General features: G+C 47.3%; 9 protein-coding genes, 3 tRNA genes and 5 rRNA genes. 15 read left to right on the top strand and 2 right to left on the bottom strand.

Annotated features, from left to right (window positions below; translation table 11 throughout):
- Positions 1 to 65: 65 nt before the first annotated feature.
- Positions 66 to 527: a chemotaxis protein CheX gene (locus ACHFJ9_RS21320; protein ID WP_005381269.1), complete on the bottom strand. Its 462-nt coding sequence runs from the start codon at positions 525 to 527 to the stop codon at positions 66 to 68.
- Between the two features lie 9 nt (positions 528 to 536).
- On the bottom strand, positions 537 to 1,001 hold the full coding sequence (gene zur / locus ACHFJ9_RS21315; RefSeq protein ID WP_005381268.1) for a zinc uptake transcriptional repressor Zur: 465 nt from the start codon (positions 999 to 1,001) through the stop codon (positions 537 to 539).
- A gap of 321 nt (positions 1,002 to 1,322) precedes the next feature.
- On the opposite strand from zur, the gene dusA reads away from it, so the two are divergent.
- The 15 genes from dusA (at position 1,323) to ACHFJ9_RS21240 (ending at position 19,305) form a co-directional block, all read left to right on the top strand.
- The gene (gene dusA / locus ACHFJ9_RS21310) at positions 1,323 to 2,303 is read left to right on the top strand and encodes a tRNA dihydrouridine(20/20a) synthase DusA (RefSeq protein WP_395356231.1); all 981 of its coding nucleotides are present in this window, start codon (positions 1,323 to 1,325) and stop codon (positions 2,301 to 2,303) included.
- A 163-nt stretch (positions 2,304 to 2,466) separates the two neighbouring features.
- Positions 2,467 to 2,682, top strand: coding sequence for an envelope stress response protein PspG (pspG, locus tag ACHFJ9_RS21305; protein WP_005398086.1), 216 nt, complete (start codon positions 2,467 to 2,469; stop codon positions 2,680 to 2,682).
- 98 nt (positions 2,683 to 2,780) lie between these two features.
- Positions 2,781 to 3,440 (top strand): TIGR04219 family outer membrane beta-barrel protein, encoded by a 660-nt coding sequence (locus ACHFJ9_RS21300; protein ID WP_193448365.1) that lies wholly within the window; start codon positions 2,781 to 2,783, stop codon positions 3,438 to 3,440.
- 157 nt (positions 3,441 to 3,597) lie between these two features.
- Complete coding sequence (locus tag ACHFJ9_RS21295; protein WP_005455817.1) at positions 3,598 to 3,828, top strand: hypothetical protein; 231 nt, start codon at positions 3,598 to 3,600, stop codon at positions 3,826 to 3,828.
- A 117-nt stretch (positions 3,829 to 3,945) separates the two neighbouring features.
- Complete coding sequence (locus ACHFJ9_RS21290) at positions 3,946 to 5,817, top strand: assimilatory sulfite reductase (NADPH) flavoprotein subunit (protein WP_395356228.1); 1,872 nt, start codon at positions 3,946 to 3,948, stop codon at positions 5,815 to 5,817.
- Entirely contained in the window at positions 5,817 to 7,553 is a 1,737-nt protein-coding gene (gene cysI, locus ACHFJ9_RS21285; RefSeq protein WP_006743229.1) for an assimilatory sulfite reductase (NADPH) hemoprotein subunit, read from the top strand. Before ACHFJ9_RS21290 ends, cysI begins: the two co-directional genes overlap by 1 nt.
- Positions 7,546 to 8,325, top strand: a complete 780-nt coding sequence (locus tag ACHFJ9_RS21280) for a phosphoadenylyl-sulfate reductase (protein WP_006743230.1) — start codon at positions 7,546 to 7,548, stop codon at positions 8,323 to 8,325. The genes cysI and ACHFJ9_RS21280 overlap by 8 nt, the downstream gene beginning before the upstream one ends.
- A gap of 576 nt (positions 8,326 to 8,901) precedes the next feature.
- Positions 8,902 to 10,454: ribosomal RNA gene (locus ACHFJ9_RS21275) — 16S ribosomal RNA — on the top strand.
- Between the two features lie 90 nt (positions 10,455 to 10,544).
- Positions 10,545 to 10,620 (top strand) — tRNA-Glu (locus ACHFJ9_RS21270).
- A 283-nt stretch (positions 10,621 to 10,903) separates the two neighbouring features.
- A 23S ribosomal RNA gene (locus ACHFJ9_RS21265) occupies positions 10,904 to 13,790 on the top strand.
- A 95-nt stretch (positions 13,791 to 13,885) separates the two neighbouring features.
- Positions 13,886 to 14,002, top strand: a 5S ribosomal RNA gene (gene rrf / locus ACHFJ9_RS21260).
- A gap of 316 nt (positions 14,003 to 14,318) precedes the next feature.
- Positions 14,319 to 15,871: ribosomal RNA gene (locus ACHFJ9_RS21255) — 16S ribosomal RNA — on the top strand.
- Between the two features lie 66 nt (positions 15,872 to 15,937).
- Positions 15,938 to 16,014 (top strand) — tRNA-Ile (locus ACHFJ9_RS21250).
- Between the two features lie 42 nt (positions 16,015 to 16,056).
- Positions 16,057 to 16,132, top strand: a tRNA-Ala gene (locus ACHFJ9_RS21245).
- Positions 16,133 to 16,416: 284 nt separating this feature from the next.
- Positions 16,417 to 19,305: ribosomal RNA gene (locus tag ACHFJ9_RS21240) — 23S ribosomal RNA — on the top strand.
- The 16S, 23S and 5S rRNA genes sit together here with 3 tRNA genes alongside, the layout of an rRNA operon.
- The last annotated feature ends 47 nt before the right edge of the window (positions 19,306 to 19,352 follow it).

Genomic DNA, 19,352 nt, shown 5'->3' with positions numbered 1-19,352 from the left:
GACCTTTTTTATTGCCTGAGGCAAAAACAAAATAGGTTGGCCAGTGCCAACCTATTTTTTCTCTTTTATTCGAAGCAAATTTCGATAAAGGCATTTCCCCATTGGGAAGAGAAAGGCATGATGATGATTGAGCCCTCACACTTGTGGCGAATCGTATGGCCTCGGCCAGAAACCACTACCGGTGTTGCCATATCAAAATCAAAACCACTTTCCGCCAGAATGCGTTTCGCACCACCAGTAACCATGTTGGTGATCTCACCCACCATATCGGTGACCTCTTCATTGAGTCCATTTGGACGCTCACCAAGCATGTTCTGCATGATTTCTAGAGCTAGCGCTTCATCAAAGGTAATCGACATTGAACCACGAGTTTGTGGACCTACCATGCCAATCAGACCAGAAACGTCACCTCGTGCGATCTCATCTTTTTTGATTCGCGGTTTTTGTGGCTTCAGCTCAAGAGAAGCCATGGTTTTTAGCACGTTCATTAAAGAAGCTAAAAACGGGTTTACAAATTCAGCGCGCATAACGTTCTTCTATACTTTTTCTTTCGTCTCGGAGGAACAGGCCTGGCATTCACCATGAGTTTCAATAACTTGGTTGGTCAGTTTGAATCCATGCTTCTCGGCGTTTTCGGCTAACAAGGATATCAGCGTCTCATCTTCGAGTTCAACGACATCACCACATTTATCGCAAATTAGTAATTGGAAAAAGTGCTGCTGAGTATTGAAAGAACAACAAGTAATAAAGCTATTTGTCGATTCCACTCGGTGGATGAAGCCTTGCTCTAGGAGAAAATCTAATGCTCGATAAACAGTGGGAGGCTTAGCCTGAGGCTCACTCTCTTTTAGTTGCTCCAATAGCTCATACGCACTTGAGGCGCGGCGATTAGAACAAATGAGTTCAAATACGCGTCGGCGTTGCGGAGTCAATCGTACTCCACGCTCTGCGCAGATACTTTCAATTTGTTCAATGATTGTTGGGTTCAAACCTTTCACCATAACTATCGGACGTGCTCTATGATAAATCATTTCTATACGAAGTTCGTTTAGAAATGCTTCATTTTACCCACTATCAGAACGAAAATCATGAATTAAAGCAAGTCGGTGGTGGTGTGAAGTCGGAATAGTCATCACAGAATGAATCAACGAGTGACGAATTCGTATTACTGCTGCATATTCCTAAGCATTTGGCTAGCCAGCCAACCAAATCATTCTCGTTGAAACTAGCACCTAGAGGTGCTTGGGTATACAATACCCGACTTATTTTTTGAGCGTACTGCTGCGCTCGACCTTGGCAACATAAAAACGGGTGTTTATATCATGACTCATTCTTGCAGGCTCTCCGTAGCACCAATGCTCGACTGGACCGATCGTCATTGTCGCTACTTCCATCGCTTAATGACCAAAGAAACCCTGCTGTACACTGAAATGGTGACGACAGGTGCGATCATTCATGGAAAAGGAGATTTCCTGGCTTACAACGAAGAAGAGCATCCGTTGGCCCTTCAGTTGGGTGGTTCAAACCCAGAAGACTTGGCAAAGTGTGCCAAACTGGCTCAAGAGCGTGGCTACGATGAGGTTAACCTCAATGTGGGTTGCCCGTCTGACCGTGTACAAAACGGTCGCTTTGGTGCTTGCCTAATGGCGGAACCACAGTTGGTTTCGGATTGTGTCGCTGCAATGAAGGACGTGGTTGATATTCCTGTGACAGTCAAGACTCGTATTGGTATTGATGATCAAGATTCTTACGAGTTCCTAACGGATTTTGTTTCTATTGTCTCAGAAAAGGGGGGCTGTGAGCAGTTCACTATCCACGCGCGTAAAGCTTGGTTAAGTGGTCTTAGTCCGAAAGAAAACCGTGAGATCCCACCATTGGATTACCCACGAGCTTACCAATTGAAGCAAGATTTTTCTCACTTAACCATTGCTATTAACGGTGGTGTAAAGTCACTAGAAGAAGCCAAAGAACATCTTCAGCATCTTGATGGTGTGATGATTGGTCGTGAGGCTTACCAAAGCCCATATCTGCTGGCATCGGTAGATCAAGAGTTATTTGGCTCTAATGCTCCAGTGAAGAAACGCAGCGAAATTGTTGAAGAAATGTACCCATACATTGAAGCGCAATTAGCGAAAGGTGCGTACCTTGGTCATATTACCCGTCATATGTTAGGTTTATTCCAAAGCATGCCAGGTGCTCGTCAATGGCGTCGTCATATCAGTGAAAATGCGCACAAGCCGGGTTCTGGTTTAGAAGTGCTGCAAGACGCGTTAGCGAAGATTCCAAAAGAATTGAATGTGTAAAATTCACCAGTGGTTGGCTAAAATCACCAACTAAAGAACAAGTAAGCCAGAGTGCAGAAATGCCTCTGGCTTTATTTTTGAATAAAAATCATTGTGTTATCGTCATCTTGGTAAGTTGGTATGGAAACTGCTCTGTTTATTAAAAACAAATGAAGAAGTGATTATGTTAGAGCTAATCTTTATTTTAGTCTTTGCGGCGACCCTATTGGTTACCGGTATCACAATGATGACCGTATTCGCAGCAACCGGTATTGCGTTAGTTGTGATGTTTTTACTGGGAATGGTCGGAGCGGTACTCAAACTATTGCCATGGTTAATCGTGATTGCATTGGGTGTTTGGTTCTTCAAGAATTACGTTGCCCAGCCCCGCTATAAATAACGAGTGACATGATTTAGTTGATAGAGAGACGTGAGAGTATGGTATATTTCCTCTCACGTCTTCAACGTGAACATCAGCTATCTCGGAGTACACACTACATGACAAATAAAGCGACCATCGCTTTAACAGCATTATCGTTGGCAGTATCTTTTCCTGTTTTTGCAGATTATTCTGTATCGACGAAAGTCGGCGCAGAGATCTGGGCTGCTGACACTAAAGTAAATGAAGTAAGACGAGATAGCAGCACAACAGGCGCATTTTACGCGGCGATTGAACATGATGTTAAATACGTTCCTAATGCGCGCCTTCGCTACTCAAGTGTTGATGCGGATTACATGGGGTTCGATAAGCTCGATTTCACCATGTACTACCAAGTTCTGGAGCATGATTTATTGCATTTTGATGCGGGTGTTACATTCAGTAATTTAAGTGACACTAAATACATTGATGCTGGCTCAAACAAGCGTATAGAAGAGTTTGATGAGCTGATTTGGGCTTGGTACGGTTACGCAGAGATTCAAGTTCCGGACACAAATTTTGATGTGATTGGTGAGATAAACTTTGGTGACAACAAAGGTATCAAAAGCACTGATTTCATGGCCGGTGTTCAATACCATGTACCGCTCGAAAAAGCTCAACTGGCTTTTCGTGGTGGTTACCGCGTGATTGATTTGGAGTCCGAGAAATTCATGTCGGATCTAGGGAAAGAGTTTATTTTTGCTAACGGCTTTTTTGTGAGTGCAGAATACGCATTCTAAATGCAGCCAGATTAGATACTCGATTTTTTTAAAACGTCGCTTTATAAGCGGCGTTTTTTTATATCACTTCATTATATCCAATCGAATTTTCTGCCTATTTTGCTGACTTAGACCATGCTTACCTAGGAGCAATGTGAAAGTTAAAGCAGGGATAGCGATGACAATAAACGAACTAAGACATCTATTCCGTGAAAACCAGCTTGTCGAAGCGATTATTGAACCTGCAATCCAAGAGGGTGGCTGGGTTGTGGAGTTCAGACATGCGCGCGGTGGTTTTGTTTTTCTGACGGACAGTCATGGTGAAGAATGTCTTTATGAAGATTTGGATGCAGCGTCAAAATCGGCAATGGCAGTAGGCTTTCAACAAGTCCGCATTGAAGATCGATGAGCAAAAAGTAAGTCGTTCTTACTTCCAAAAAGTTATAAAACATTCACTTCTATTCTTTCTTGTTATTAAGGAGAGTGGGTACTCTATCGTCACGCAATGAATAGGGATGTCGTGATAATGTCTTTTCAAAAGAATGAGTATTCTCACAAGAATGTGTCTGAAGATAATAATGGGCAAGGAGGAACTCCTCCAATCGCAAGCCCTCTGAATGACCAACAAATTAGCTCACTCCAACAAACTGTCTCTGAGTTGTCTTCACAGCAACTTGCTTGGGTCAGTGGGTATTTTTGGGGATTAGCTCAAAATCAACCAAATACAGCGGTAACGCCAATTGCACAAGCGACGGCAGCCGTATCAGCGAAGCCTGCAGGTAAGTTGAGTATTATTTTTGCTTCCCAAACTGGCAACGCTAAAGGCGTTGCTGAAGCTCTAGAACAGGAAGCAAAAGCAGAAGGAATTGCTGTCGAACTTTTTGATGCAAGTGATTACAAAGGTAAAAACTTAGCCAAAGAAACGCATGTCATTATTGTGGCATCAACGAACGGCGAAGGCGAAGCACCAGATAACGCTATAGAGCTACACGAGTTTTTGCAATCTAAGAAAGCTCCTAAGCTGTCAAACCTTCAATATGGCGTTATTGCTCTGGGTGACTCGAGCTACGAATTCTTCTGCCAAACCGGTAAAGACTTCGACGCTTACCTATCAAAGTTAGGTGCGACCCCATTTATCGATCGTCTTGATTGCGATGTGGATTATGAAGCACCAGCAGCTGAATGGCGTAAGAATGCGTTAGGTAAGGTAAAAGATACGCTTTCTTCTGGCACTGAAGCGGATGTGGTTCAACTTCCAGTGGGTCAGGCGGCGACTGCGCACTCTCCTTACAATAAACAAAACCCATACACAACGACGTTACTGACCAGTCAAAAAATCACGGGCCGTGATTCTGGAAAAGACGTTCGTCATATAGAAATCGACTTAGAAGGCTCGGGCTTAACGTATCAGCCTGGTGATGCGCTAGGTGTGTGGTTTGAAAATAGCTCAGAACTTGCTAATGCCATTCTTGGTAAGGTCGGTTTGTCTGGGGTTGAAACCGTTGATGTTGATGGCGAAAGCTTGTCAATCCATAGTGCTCTCGTGAGTAAATATGAAATCACAACATCTAACCCACAGCTCATTACAAAGTTTGCCGAGTTATCCGGTAGCAAGAAGCTACAAAAGCTGGTTGACGATAAAGATAAACTTCGCGAGTACTCTGCAAATACTCAAATTGTTGATGTATTGGCAGAGAAGAAAACCAAGTTAACCGCAGATGAGTTGATTAGTTTGCTTCGTCGTCTTACTCCTCGCCTTTACTCTATTGCATCAAGCCAAGAAGAGGTCGATGAAGAAGTACACCTAACGGTTGCTTTGGTTGAGTACGAACAAAACGACGAAAAACGATATGGTGGTGCGTCTAGTTTCTTAGCACAGCGTCTCGAAGAGGGAGATGAAGTTAAAGTATTTGTTGAGCATAACAACAACTTTAAACTGCCGGAAGATGATAGCACTCCAATTATCATGGTTGGTCCAGGCACAGGGATCGCACCATTCCGTAGCTTTATTCAGGAACGTGAAAACCGCGATGCTGAAGGCAAAAACTGGTTGTTCTTTGGTGATCGTACTTTCACTCAAGACTTCTTATACCAAGTTGAATGGCAAAAGTACCTCAAGTCAGGAGTACTAAGCCGATTGGATGTTGCTTTTAGTCGTGACCAAGTAGAAAAAGTTTACGTACAACATCGCATCTTAGAAAACGCCGCTCAAGTGTGGCAGTGGATCCAAGAAGGCGCTTATATCTATGTCTGCGGTGATGCCACTCGTATGGCAAAAGATGTGCACGACGCACTGGTTATCGTTGCTGAACAAGAAGGCAAGATGCCGCGTGACGATGCGGAACAATTTATTAATGACCTACGTAAAGCGAAACGTTATCAGAGGGATGTGTACTAATGACTTTTTCTACGGACAATAATAAGCAGGTTGTATTAGGTGAAGAGTTAGGGCCGCTATCTGATAACGAGCGCCTGAAGCGAGAAAGTAACTTATTACGTGGCACCATTGAGCAAGATTTACAGGACCGTATTACTGGTGGCTTTACTGCCGACAACTTCCAGTTAATTCGTTTCCACGGTATGTATCAACAAGACGATCGTGATATCCGTAATGAACGCACAAAGCAAAAACTGGAACCATTACATAATGTGATGCTTCGTGCTCGTATGCCTGGAGGCATCATCACGCCAACGCAATGGTTAGCGATCGACAAGTTCGCAACGGAGCACTCTTTATATGGAAGTATTCGTCTGACGACTCGCCAAACGTTCCAGTTTCATGGGGTATTAAAACCGAATATTAAGTTGATGCATCAAACGCTCAACAGTATTGGCATTGATTCGATTGCAACCGCGGGTGATGTAAACCGTAACGTGTTGTGTACCACTAACCCGGTCGAATCAGAACTTCATCAAGAAGCTTATGAATGGGCGAAGAAGATCAGTGAACACCTGCTTCCAAAAACACGTGCTTACGCTGAGATTTGGCTGGACGGTGAGAAAGTAGAAAGCACTGAAGAAGATGAGCCTATTCTGGGTAAAAACTATTTACCGCGTAAGTTTAAAACGACGGTGGTGATCCCACCGCAAAATGACGTAGACGTGCATGCCAATGATCTTAACTTCGTAGCAATTGCGGATAACGGCAAGTTGGTAGGCTTTAACGTTTTAGTTGGCGGCGGCCTAGCGATGACACATGGTGATACGTCAACTTATCCGCGCCGCGCTGACGACTTAGGTTTCATCCCATTAGAGAAAACGCTTGATGTTGCAGCGGCGGTGGTTACCACTCAGCGTGATTGGGGTAATCGCTCAAACCGTAAGAATGCCAAAACCAAATACACACTTGACCGTGTAGGTACTGATGTCTTTAAAGCCGAAGTCGAAAAGCGAGCAGGCATTCAGTTTGAAGCAAGCCGCCCGTACGAGTTTACTGAGCGTGGTGACCGTATTGGTTGGGTAGAAGGAATTGATGGTAAATATCATTTAGCGCTTTTCATCGAAAACGGTCGCTTATTAGACTTTCCAGGTAAACCACTTAAGACGGGGGTTGCTGAAATTGCCAAAATCCATAAAGGCGATTTCCGTATGACTGCCAACCAGAACTTAATTGTTGCGGGGGTACCTAAAAGCGAAAAAGCGAAGATCGAAAAGATCGCTCGTGAACATGGCTTGATGGATGACAATATCAGTGAGCAGCGCAAAAATTCAATGGCGTGTGTTGCCTTTCCAACGTGTCCGTTAGCAATGGCAGAGGCAGAGCGTTTTCTTCCTCAGTTTGTTACTGATGTGGAGGGGATTTTGGAAAAGCACAACCTACCAGAAAATGACAACATCATTTTGCGTGTAACTGGATGTCCAAACGGTTGTGGTCGCGCCATGTTGGCTGAAATTGGTTTAGTTGGTAAAGCGCCAGGTCGTTACAACCTACATTTAGGTGGTAACCGTGCTGGTACTCGAGTACCAAAAATGTACAAAGAGAACATCACGGATAAGCAAATCTTAGAAGAGATTGATCTGCTGGTGGCTCGATGGTCGAAAGAGCGTGAAGAAGGCGAAGCCTTCGGCGATTTCACAATTCGTGCTGGTATTATCCAAGAAGTGCTCGTATCAAAGAGGGACTTTCATGCTTGATTCTGTAGCATCCAGGCTTGAGCTTACAGAGTTATTGACATTAACAAAGACGGAGCAAATCCTCCGTCTTGCTCAAATTAATGTCGAGCTCGAAAAGCTTTCGGCACAAGATAGAGTAAAGTGGGCTTTAGAAAATCTAGAGGGCGAGTTTGCGGTTTCTTCTAGTTTTGGTATTCAAGCCGCGGTTATGCTTCATTTAGTGACTCAAGTCAAAGCGGATATCCCCGTCATTCTAACCGATACAGGATACCTGTTTGCTGAAACCTATCAATTCATTGATGAGCTGACAGATGCTCTCAACCTAAACTTAAAAGTTTATCGAGCGAAAGAAAGTGCGAATTGGCAAGAGGCTCGATATGGAAAGTTATGGGAGCAGGGTGTAGAGGGAATTGAAAAATACAACAAGCTCAATAAAGTGGAGCCAATGCGTCGAGCGCTAAAAGAGCTTAATGTTGGAACGTGGTTCTCTGGACTGCGTCGAGAGCAAAGTAAATCTCGTGCAGGTTTACCGATTCTATCAATTCAGAACGGTGTGTTTAAATTTCTACCAGTAATTGATTGGACTAATAAAGACGTTCATTACTACTTAGAACAACACGGCCTTAAATACCACCCATTGTGGGATGAAGGTTACCTTTCAGTTGGTGATACACATACCACTCGTAAATGGGAGCCGGGAATGTCAGAGGAAGAAACTCGATTCTTTGGCTTAAAGCGAGAATGTGGCCTACACGAAGATGATGGTTCTGAACAAGATGGGTCTGGCATATAGCCATAATGCTCTTTAAATAGAGTTTAGAGTAAATAAAGAAAGCTGCAATAAAGCAGCTTTCTTTATTTATAGCACCTGAAAAACACGCTTTATAGAATAACTCTGTGGATAAGTTGTGCGAGTTCTTGGGGTAAAGTTGAATAAATAAAGCTTTGATCGAAAACTCATCGCTTAATCATTATTTTTGCAATTTTTGAAAAATAACGCTTGCCAATGTGAGCGCGATCTCTATAATGCCTCCTCGTCGACAGGGCAAGGGCTCACAAGGGTTTAAGCAAAGTCGGCAAGGCTGAAAAGAAAAACGAAATAATTTGAAAAAGTGTTTGACACAATAAATTATCTCGCTAGAATGGTCGCCTCTTCCGAAGTGATGTCAATCACAAAGAAGAGTTGCTCTTTAACAATATAGACCTATCAATCTGTGTGGGCACTCGTTGATGATAATCCAATTAGAAGCTTCGGCTTCAAATTAGGTTTCAATGAAACGAAGTGACCATTGAATCTTCGGATTCAGCACAGTCAATTCAAACATTACGTTATGTAATGTTCAGTATTCATTGAGCCGAACAAAATCTTAAATTGAAGAGTTTGATCATGGCTCAGATTGAACGCTGGCGGCAGGCCTAACACATGCAAGTCGAGCGGAAACGAGTTATCTGAACCTTCGGGGGACGATAACGGCGTCGAGCGGCGGACGGGTGAGTAATGCCTAGGAAATTGCCCTGATGTGGGGGATAACCATTGGAAACGATGGCTAATACCGCATGATGCCTACGGGCCAAAGAGGGGGACCTTCGGGCCTCTCGCGTCAGGATATGCCTAGGTGGGATTAGCTAGTTGGTGAGGTAAGGGCTCACCAAGGCGACGATCCCTAGCTGGTCTGAGAAGATGATCAGCCACACTGGAACTGAGACACGGTCCAGACTCCTACGGGAGGCAGCAGTGGGGAATATTGCACAATGGGCGCAAGCCTGATGCAGCCATGCCGCGTGTATGAAGAAGGCCTTCGGGTTGTAAAGTACTTTCAGTCGTGAGGAAGGCGGCGTCGTTAATAGCGGCGTTGTTTGACGTTAGCGACAGAAGAAGCACCGGCTAACTCCGTGCCAGCAGCCGCGGTAATACGGAGGGTGCGAGCGTTAATCGGAATTACTGGGCGTAAAGCGCATGCAGGTGGTTTGTTAAGTCAGATGTGAAAGCCCGGGGCTCAACCTCGGAATAGCATTTGAAACTGGCAGACTAGAGTACTGTAGAGGGGGGTAGAATTTCAGGTGTAGCGGTGAAATGCGTAGAGATCTGAAGGAATACCGGTGGCGAAGGCGGCCCCCTGGACAGATACTGACACTCAGATGCGAAAGCGTGGGGAGCAAACAGGATTAGATACCCTGGTAGTCCACGCCGTAAACGATGTCTACTTGGAGGTTGTGGCCTTGAGCCGTGGCTTTCGGAGCTAACGCGTTAAGTAGACCGCCTGGGGAGTACGGTCGCAAGATTAAAACTCAAATGAATTGACGGGGGCCCGCACAAGCGGTGGAGCATGTGGTTTAATTCGATGCAACGCGAAGAACCTTACCTACTCTTGACATCCAGAGAACTTTCCAGAAATGGATTGGTGCCTTCGGGAACTCTGAGACAGGTGCTGCATGGCTGTCGTCAGCTCGTGTTGTGAAATGTTGGGTTAAGTCCCGCAACGAGCGCAACCCTTATCCTTGTTTGCCAGCGAGTAATGTCGGGAACTCCAGGGAGACTGCCGGTGATAAACCGGAGGAAGGTGGGGACGACGTCAAGTCATCATGGCCCTTACGAGTAGGGCTACACACGTGCTACAATGGCGCATACAGAGGGCAGCCAACTTGCGAAAGTGAGCGAATCCCAAAAAGTGCGTCGTAGTCCGGATTGGAGTCTGCAACTCGACTCCATGAAGTCGGAATCGCTAGTAATCGTGGATCAGAATGCCACGGTGAATACGTTCCCGGGCCTTGTACACACCGCCCGTCACACCATGGGAGTGGGCTGCAAAAGAAGTAGGTAGTTTAACCTTCGGGGGGACGCTTACCACTTTGTGGTTCATGACTGGGGTGAAGTCGTAACAAGGTAGCGCTAGGGGAACCTGGCGCTGGATCACCTCCTTATACGATGATTATTGCGATGAGTGTTCACACAGATTGATACGGTTTATGAAGTTTAAGAGATAGAACATCCCCCAAGATGTTCAACTTAGTGTCCCGTTCGTCTAGAGGCCTAGGACACCGCCCTTTCACGGCGGTAACAGGGGTTCGACTCCCCTACGGGATACCATCTTTAAGTGCATTCAATGAGTGCTTTTAAAAATGGTTACTTCTTTGAAGTAATTAGCTCTTTAACAATTTGGAAAGCTGACAAAACAACAATTTATTGTTGTTTGTAAAGTTCTCAAAGTATTCATTTATGAATACAACTAAAAACACATTCAAGTGTTCTTGGGTTTTGCGAAAGCAAAACATATTTGAGTCCGGCAAAATCGAATGTCTCTCGCTCATTCAAATAATGAGAGACAACTTTGGTGATTTGAACATCAACTCGAAACTCCTTCGGGTTGTATGGTTAAGTGACTAAGCGTACACGGTGGATGCCTTGGCAGTCAGAGGCGATGAAGGACGTATTAACTTGCGATAAGCCCAGATTAGGTAGTAAAAACCACTTGAGTCTGGGATTTCCGAATGGGGAAACCCACTTACATAAGTAAGTATCGTTATGTGAATACATAGCATAACGAGGCGAACCGGGGGAACTGAAACATCTAAGTACCCCGAGGAAAAGAAATCAACCGAGATTCCGAAAGTAGCGGCGAGCGAAATTGGACTAGCCCTTAAGCTTTATAGGCGTCAGGTGAACAAGCTGGAAAGCTTGGCGATACAGGGTGATAGCCCCGTAACTGACGACGTATATTCAGTGAAATCGAGTAGGGCGGGACACGTGATATCCTGTCTGAATATGGGGGGACCATCCTCCAAGGCTAAATACTACTGACTGACCGATAGTGAACCAGTACCGTGAGGGAAAGGCGAAAAGAACCCCTGTGAGGGGAGTGAAATAGAACCTGAAACCGTGTACGTACAAGCAGTAGGAGCAGGCTTTGTCCTGTGACTGCGTACCTTTTGTATAATGGGTCAGCGACTTATATTCAGTGGCAAGGTTAACCATCTAGGGGAGCCGTAGGGAAACCGAGTCTTAACTGGGCGTTCAGTCTCTGGATATAGACCCGAAACCAGGTGATCTAGCCATGGGCAGGTTGAAGGTTGAGTAACATCAACTGGAGGACCGAACCGACTAATGTTGAAAAATTAGCGGATGACTTGTGGCTAGGGGTGAAAGGCCAATCAAACCTGGAGATAGCTGGTTCTCCCCGAAAGCTATTTAGGTAGCGCCTCGGACGAATACTACTGGGGGTAGAGCACTGTTAAGGCTAGGGGGTCATCCCGACTTACCAACCCTTTGCAAACTCCGAATACCAGTAAGTACTATCCGGGAGACACACGGCGGGTGCTAACGTCCGTCGTGGAGAGGGAAACAACCCAGACCGCCAGCTAAGGTCCCAAATTACTACTAAGTGGGAAACGATGTGGGAAGGCTCAGACAGCCAGGATGTTGGCTTAGAAGCAGCCATCATTTAAAGAAAGCGTAATAGCTCACTGGTCGAGTCGGCCTGCGCGGAAGATGTAACGGGGCTAAGTAGTAAACCGAAGCTGCGGCAATACTCTTTGAGTATTGGGTAGGGGAGCGTTCTGTAAGCGGTTGAAGGTGTGTGGTAACGCATGCTGGACGTATCAGAAGTGCGAATGCTGACATGAGTAACGATAAAGGGGGTGAAAAACCTCCTCGCCGGAAGACCAAGGGTTCCTGTCCAACGTTAATCGGGGCAGGGTAAGTCGACCCCTAAGGCGAGGCCGAAAGGCGTAGTCGATGGGAAACGGGTTAATATTCCCGTACTTCTTACAATTGCGATGGGGGGACGGAGAAGGCTAGGTGGGCCTGGCGACGGTTGTCCAGGTTCAAGTGCGTAGGCTTGAGAGTTAGGTAAATCCGGCTCTCTTTAAGGCTGAGACACGACGTCGAGCATCTACGGATGTGAAGTCATTGATGCCATGCTTCCAGGAAAAGCCTCTAAGCTTCAGATTGTAAGGAATCGTACCCCAAACCGACACAGGTGGTCGGGTAGAGAATACCAAGGCGCTTGAGAGAACTCGGGTGAAGGAACTAGGCAAAATGGTACCGTAACTTCGGGAGAAGGTACGCTCTCGACGGTGAAGTCCCTCGCGGATGGAGCTATTGAGAGTCGCAGATACCAGGTGGCTGCAACTGTTTATTAAAAACACAGCACTGTGCAAAATCGCAAGATGACGTATACGGTGTGACGCCTGCCCGGTGCCGGAAGGTTAATTGATGGGGTTAGACTTCGGTCGAAGCTCTTGATCGAAGCCCCGGTAAACGGCGGCCGTAACTATAACGGTCCTAAGGTAGCGAAATTCCTTGTCGGGTAAGTTCCGACCTGCACTGGCGTAATGATGGCCACGCTGTCTCCACCCGAGACTCAGTGAAATTGAAATCGCTGTGAAGATGCAGTGTACCCGCGGCTAGACGGAAAGACCCCGTGAACCTTTACTACAGCTTGGCACTGAACATTGACCCTACATGTGTAGGATAGGTGGGAGGCTTTGAAGCGCAGTCGCTAGATTGCGTGGAGCCGTCCTTGAAATACCACCCTTGTAGTGTTGATGTTCTAACGTCGACCCCTTATCGGGGTTGCGGACAGTGCCTGGTGGGTAGTTTGACTGGGGCGGTCTCCTCCCAAAGCGTAACGGAGGAGCACGAAGGTGGGCTAATCACGGTTGGACATCGTGAGGTTAGTGCAATGGCATAAGCCCGCTTGACTGCGAGAATGACAATTCGAGCAGGTGCGAAAGCAGGTCATAGTGATCCGGTGGTTCTGAATGGAAGGGCCATCGCTCAACGGATAAAAGGTACTCCGGGGATAACAGGCTGATACCGCCCAAGAGTTCATATCGACGGCGGTGTTTGGCACCTCGATGTCGGCTCATCACATCCTGGGGCTGAAGTCGGTCCCAAGGGTATGGCTGTTCGCCATTTAAAGTGGTACGCGAGCTGGGTTTAGAACGTCGTGAGACAGTTCGGTCCCTATCTGCCGTGGGCGTTGGAGAATTGAAAGGGGCTGCTCCTAGTACGAGAGGACCGGAGTGGACGAACCTCTGGTGTTCGGGTTGTGTCGCCAGACGCATTGCCCGGTAGCTAAGTTCGGGATCGATAACCGCTGAAAGCATCTAAGCGGGAAGCGAGCCTTGAGATGAGTTCTCCCTGATACTTTAAGTATCCTAAAGGGTTGTCGTAGACTACGACGTTGATAGGCAGGGTGTGTAAGCGTTGTGAGGCGTTGAGCTAACCTGTACTAATTGCCCGTGAGGCTTAACCATACAACACCCAAGGGGTTTTGATGGACTCAATGAAAGAACATTGAATGTGTAAGAACGAGAATTAAGAAACACAGCTTTCCGAATTAAAGAATTTGCTTGGCGACCATAGCGTTTTGGACCCACCTGACTTCCATGCCGAACTCAGAAGTGAAACGAAATAGCGCCGATGGTAGTGTGGGGCTTCCCCATGTGAGAGTAGGACATCGCCAGGCTTTATTTTGCACTTGCTTAAGATTTAAGCAAGTCACCATAAAGTTCTAATCTTTTTAGAGTTTTATGTTGACTTTCAAAGTGGAAAGCGTATTATACGCACCTCGCTTAAGTGCTAAAGTACTGAAAGCCAAGCTCTTTAACAATATAGACCTATCAATCTGTGTGGGCACTCGTTGATGATAATCCAATTCGATACTTCGGTATCAAATTAGGTTTCAATGATACGAAGTGACCATTGAATCTTCGGATTCAGCACAGTCAATTCAAACATTACTTTATGTAATGTTCAGTATTCATTGAGCCGAACAAAACTTTAAATTGAAGAGTTTGATCATGGCTCAGATTGAACGCTGGCGGCAGGCCTAACACATGCAAGTCGAGCGGAAACGAGTTATCTGAACCTTCGGGGAACGATAACGGCGTCGAGCGGCGGACGGGTGAGTAATGCCTAGGAAATTGCCCTGATGTGGGGGATAACCATTGGAAACGATGGCTAATACCGCATGATGCCTACGGGCCAAAGAGGGGGACCTTCGGGCCTCTCGCGTCAGGATATGCCTAGGTGGGATTAGCTAGTTGGTGAGGTAAGGGCTCACCAAGGCGACGATCCCTAGCTGGTCTGAGAGGATGATCAGCCACACTGGAACTGAGACACGGTCCAGACTCCTACGGGAGGCAGCAGTGGGGAATATTGCACAATGGGCGCAAGCCTGATGCAGCCATGCCGCGTGTATGAAGAAGGCCTTCGGGTTGTAAAGTACTTTCAGTCGTGAGGAAGGCGGCGTCGTTAATAGCGGCGTTGTTTGACGTTAGCGACAGAAGAAGCACCGGCTAACTCCGTGCCAGCAGCCGCGGTAATACGGAGGGTGCGAGCGTTAATCGGAATTACTGGGCGTAAAGCGCATGCAGGTGGTTTGTTAAGTCAGATGTGAAAGCCCGGGGCTCAACCTCGGAATAGCATTTGAAACTGGCAGACTAGAGTACTGTAGAGGGGGGTAGAATTTCAGGTGTAGCGGTGAAATGCGTAGAGATCTGAAGGAATACCGGTGGCGAAGGCGGCCCCCTGGACAGATACTGACACTCAGATGCGAAAGCGTGGGGAGCAAACAGGATTAGATACCCTGGTAGTCCACGCCGTAAACGATGTCTACTTGGAGGTTGTGGCCTTGAGCCGTGGCTTTCGGAGCTAACGCGTTAAGTAGACCGCCTGGGGAGTACGGTCGCAAGATTAAAACTCAAATGAATTGACGGGGGCCCGCACAAGCGGTGGAGCATGTGGTTTAATTCGATGCAACGCGAAGAACCTTACCTACTCTTGACATCCAGAGAACTTTCCAGAAATGGATTGGTGCCTTCGGGAACTCTGAGACAGGTGCTGCATGGCTGTCGTCAGCTCGTGTTGTGAAATGTTGGGTTAAGTCCCGCAACGAGCGCAACCCTTATCCTTGTTTGCCAGCGAGTAATGTCGGGAACTCCAGGGAGACTGCCGGTGATAAACCGGAGGAAGGTGGGGACGACGTCAAGTCATCATGGCCCTTACGAGTAGGGCTACACACGTGCTACAATGGCGCATACAGAGGGCGGCCAACTTGCGAAAGTGAGCGAATCCCAAAAAGTGCGTCGTAGTCCGGATTGGAGTCTGCAACTCGACTCCATGAAGTCGGAATCGCTAGTAATCGTGGATCAGAATGCCACGGTGAATACGTTCCCGGGCCTTGTACACACCGCCCGTCACACCATGGGAGTGGGCTGCAAAAGAAGTAGGTAGTTTAACCTTCGGGGGGACGCTTACCACTTTGTGGTTCATGACTGGGGTGAAGTCGTAACAAGGTAGCGCTAGGGGAACCTGGCGCTGGATCACCTCCTTATACGATGATTATTGCGATGAGTGTCCACACAGATTGATACGGTTTATAAAGTAAAGAGACGATACTGGGTCTGTAGCTCAGGTGGTTAGAGCGTTCGCCTGATAAGCGAGAGGTCGGTGGTTCGAGTCCACTCAGACCCACCAATTTCCTTACTAAGGGATTGGCTACAGTATCGACACCTTGATGGGGCTATAGCTCAGCTGGGAGAGCGCCTGCCTTGCACGCAGGAGGTCTGCGGTTCGATCCCGCATAGCTCCACCATCTTTAAGCGCATTCAATGAGTGCTTTTAAAAATGGTTACTTCATTAGAAGTGATTAGCTCTTTAACAATTTGGAAAGCTGACAAAACAACAATTTATTGTTGTTTGTAAAGTTCTCAAAGTATTCATTTATGAATACAACTAAAAACACATTCAAGTGTTCTTGGGTTTTGCGAAAGCAAAACATATTTGAGTCCGGCAAAATCGAATGTCTCTCGCTCATTCAAATAATGAGAGACAACTTTGGTGATTTGAACATCAACTCGAAACTCCTTCGGGTTGTATGGTTAAGTGACTAAGCGTACACGGTGGATGCCTTGGCAGTCAGAGGCGATGAAGGACGTATTAACTTGCGATAAGCCCAGATTAGGTAGTAAAAACCACTTGAGTCTGGGATTTCCGAATGGGGAAACCCACTTACATAAGTAAGTATCGTTATGTGAATACATAGCATAACGAGGCGAACCGGGGGAACTGAAACATCTAAGTACCCCGAGGAAAAGAAATCAACCGAGATTCCGAAAGTAGCGGCGAGCGAAATTGGACTAGCCCTTAAGCTTTATAGGCGTCAGGTGAACAAGCTGGAAAGCTTGGCGATACAGGGTGATAGCCCCGTAACTGACGACGCATATTCAGTGAAATCGAGTAGGGCGGGACACGTGATATCCTGTCTGAATATGGGGGGACCATCCTCCAAGGCTAAATACTACTGACTGACCGATAGTGAACCAGTACCGTGAGGGAAAGGCGAAAAGAACCCCTGTGAGGGGAGTGAAATAGAACCTGAAACCGTGTACGTACAAGCAGTAGGAGCAGGCTTTGTCCTGTGACTGCGTACCTTTTGTATAATGGGTCAGCGACTTATATTCAGTGGCAAGGTTAACCATCTAGGGGAGCCGTAGGGAAACCGAGTCTTAACTGGGCGTTCAGTCTCTGGATATAGACCCGAAACCAGGTGATCTAGCCATGGGCAGGTTGAAGGTTGAGTAACATCAACTGGAGGACCGAACCGACTAATGTTGAAAAATTAGCGGATGACTTGTGGCTAGGGGTGAAAGGCCAATCAAACCTGGAGATAGCTGGTTCTCCCCGAAAGCTATTTAGGTAGCGCCTCGGACGAATACTACTGGGGGTAGAGCACTGTTAAGGCTAGGGGGTCATCCCGACTTACCAACCCTTTGCAAACTCCGAATACCAGTAAGTACTATCCGGGAGACACACGGCGGTGCTAACGTCCGTCGTGGAGAGGGAAACAACCCAGACCGCCAGCTAAGGTCCCAAATTACTACTAAGTGGGAAACGATGTGGGAAGGCTCAGACAGCCAGGATGTTGGCTTAGAAGCAGCCATCATTTAAAGAAAGCGTAATAGCTCACTGGTCGAGTCGGCCTGCGCGGAAGATGTAACGGGGCTAAGTAGTAAACCGAAGCTGCGGCAATACTCTTTGAGTATTGGGTAGGGGAGCGTTCTGTAAGCGGTTGAAGGTGTGTGGTAACGCATGCTGGACGTATCAGAAGTGCGAATGCTGACATGAGTAACGATAAAGGGGGTGAAAAACCTCCTCGCCGGAAGACCAAGGGTTCCTGTCCAACGTTAATCGGGGCAGGGTAAGTCGACCCCTAAGGCGAGGCCGAAAGGCGTAGTCGATGGGAAACGGGTTAATATTCCCGTACTTCTTACAATTGCGATGGGGGGACGGAGAAGGCTAGGTGGGCCTGGCGACGGTTGTCCAGGTTCAAGTGCGTAGGCTTGAGAGTTAGGTAAATCCGGCTCTCTTTAAGGCTGAGACACGACGTCGAGCACCTACGGGTGTGAAGTCATTGATGCCATGCTTCCAGGAAAAGCCTCTAAGCTTCAGATTGTAAGGAATCGTACCCCAAACCGACACAGGTGGTCGGGTAGAGAATACCAAGGCGCTTGAGAGAACTCGGGTGAAGGAACTAGGCAAAATGGTACCGTAACTTCGGGAGAAGGTACGCTCTCGACGGTGAAGTCCCTCGCGGATGGAGCTATTGAGAGTCGCAGATACCAGGTGGCTGCAACTGTTTATTAAAAACACAGCACTGTGCAAAATCGCAAGATGACGTATACGGTGTGACGCCTGCCCGGTGCCGGAAGGTTAATTGATGGGGTTAGACTTCGGTCGAAGCTCTTGATCGAAGCCCCGGTAAACGGCGGCCGTAACTATAACGGTCCTAAGGTAGCGAAATTCCTTGTCGGGTAAGTTCCGACCTGCACGAATGGCGTAATGATGGCCACGCTGTCTCCACCCGAGACTCAGTGAAATTGAAATCGCTGTGAAGATGCAGTGTACCCGCGGCTAGACGGAAAGACCCCGTGAACCTTTACTACAGCTTGGCACTGAACATTGACCCTACATGTGTAGGATAGGTGGGAGGCTTTGAAGCGCAGTCGCTAGATTGCGTGGAGCCGTCCTTGAAATACCACCCTTGTAGTGTTGATGTTCTAACGTCGACCCCTTATCGGGGTTGCGGACAGTGCCTGGTGGGTAGTTTGACTGGGGCGGTCTCCTCCCAAAGCGTAACGGAGGAGCACGAAGGTGGGCTAATCACGGTTGGACATCGTGAGGTTAGTGCAATGGCATAAGCCCGCTTGACTGCGAGAATGACAATTCGAGCAGGTGCGAAAGCAGGTCATAGTGATCCGGTGGTTCTGAATGGAAGGGCCATCGCTCAACGGATAAAAGGTACTCCGGGGATAACAGGCTGATACCGCCCAAGAGTTCATATCGACGGCGGTGTTTGGCACCTCGATGTCGGCTCATCACATCCTGGGGCTGAAGTCGGTCCCAAGGGTATGGCTGTTCGCCATTTAAAGTGGTACGCGAGCTGGGTTTAGAACGTCGTGAGACAGTTCGGTCCCTATCTGCCGTGGGCGTTGGAGAATTGAAAGGGGCTGCTCCTAGTACGAGAGGACCGGAGTGGACGAACCTCTGGTGTTCGGGTTGTGTCGCCAGACGCATTGCCCGGTAGCTAAGTTCGGGATCGATAACCGCTGAAAGCATCTAAGCGGGAAGCGAGCCTTGAGATGAGTTCTCCCTGATACTTTAAGTATCCTAAAGGGTTGTCGTAGACTACGACGTTGATAGGCAGGGTGTGTAAGCGTTGTGAGGCGTTGAGCTAACCTGTACTAATTGCCCGTGAGGCTTAACCATACAACACCCAAGGGGTTTTGATGGACTCAATGAAAGAACATTGAATG

Origin of the sequence: Vibrio sp. D3, from assembly GCF_043995865.1 — a bacterium.
Classification (GTDB): Bacteria; Pseudomonadota; Gammaproteobacteria; order Enterobacterales; family Vibrionaceae; genus Vibrio; species Vibrio diabolicus.
Note: the sequence above shows the minus strand (reverse complement) of the source record. Positions and strands in the feature narration are given on the sequence as shown.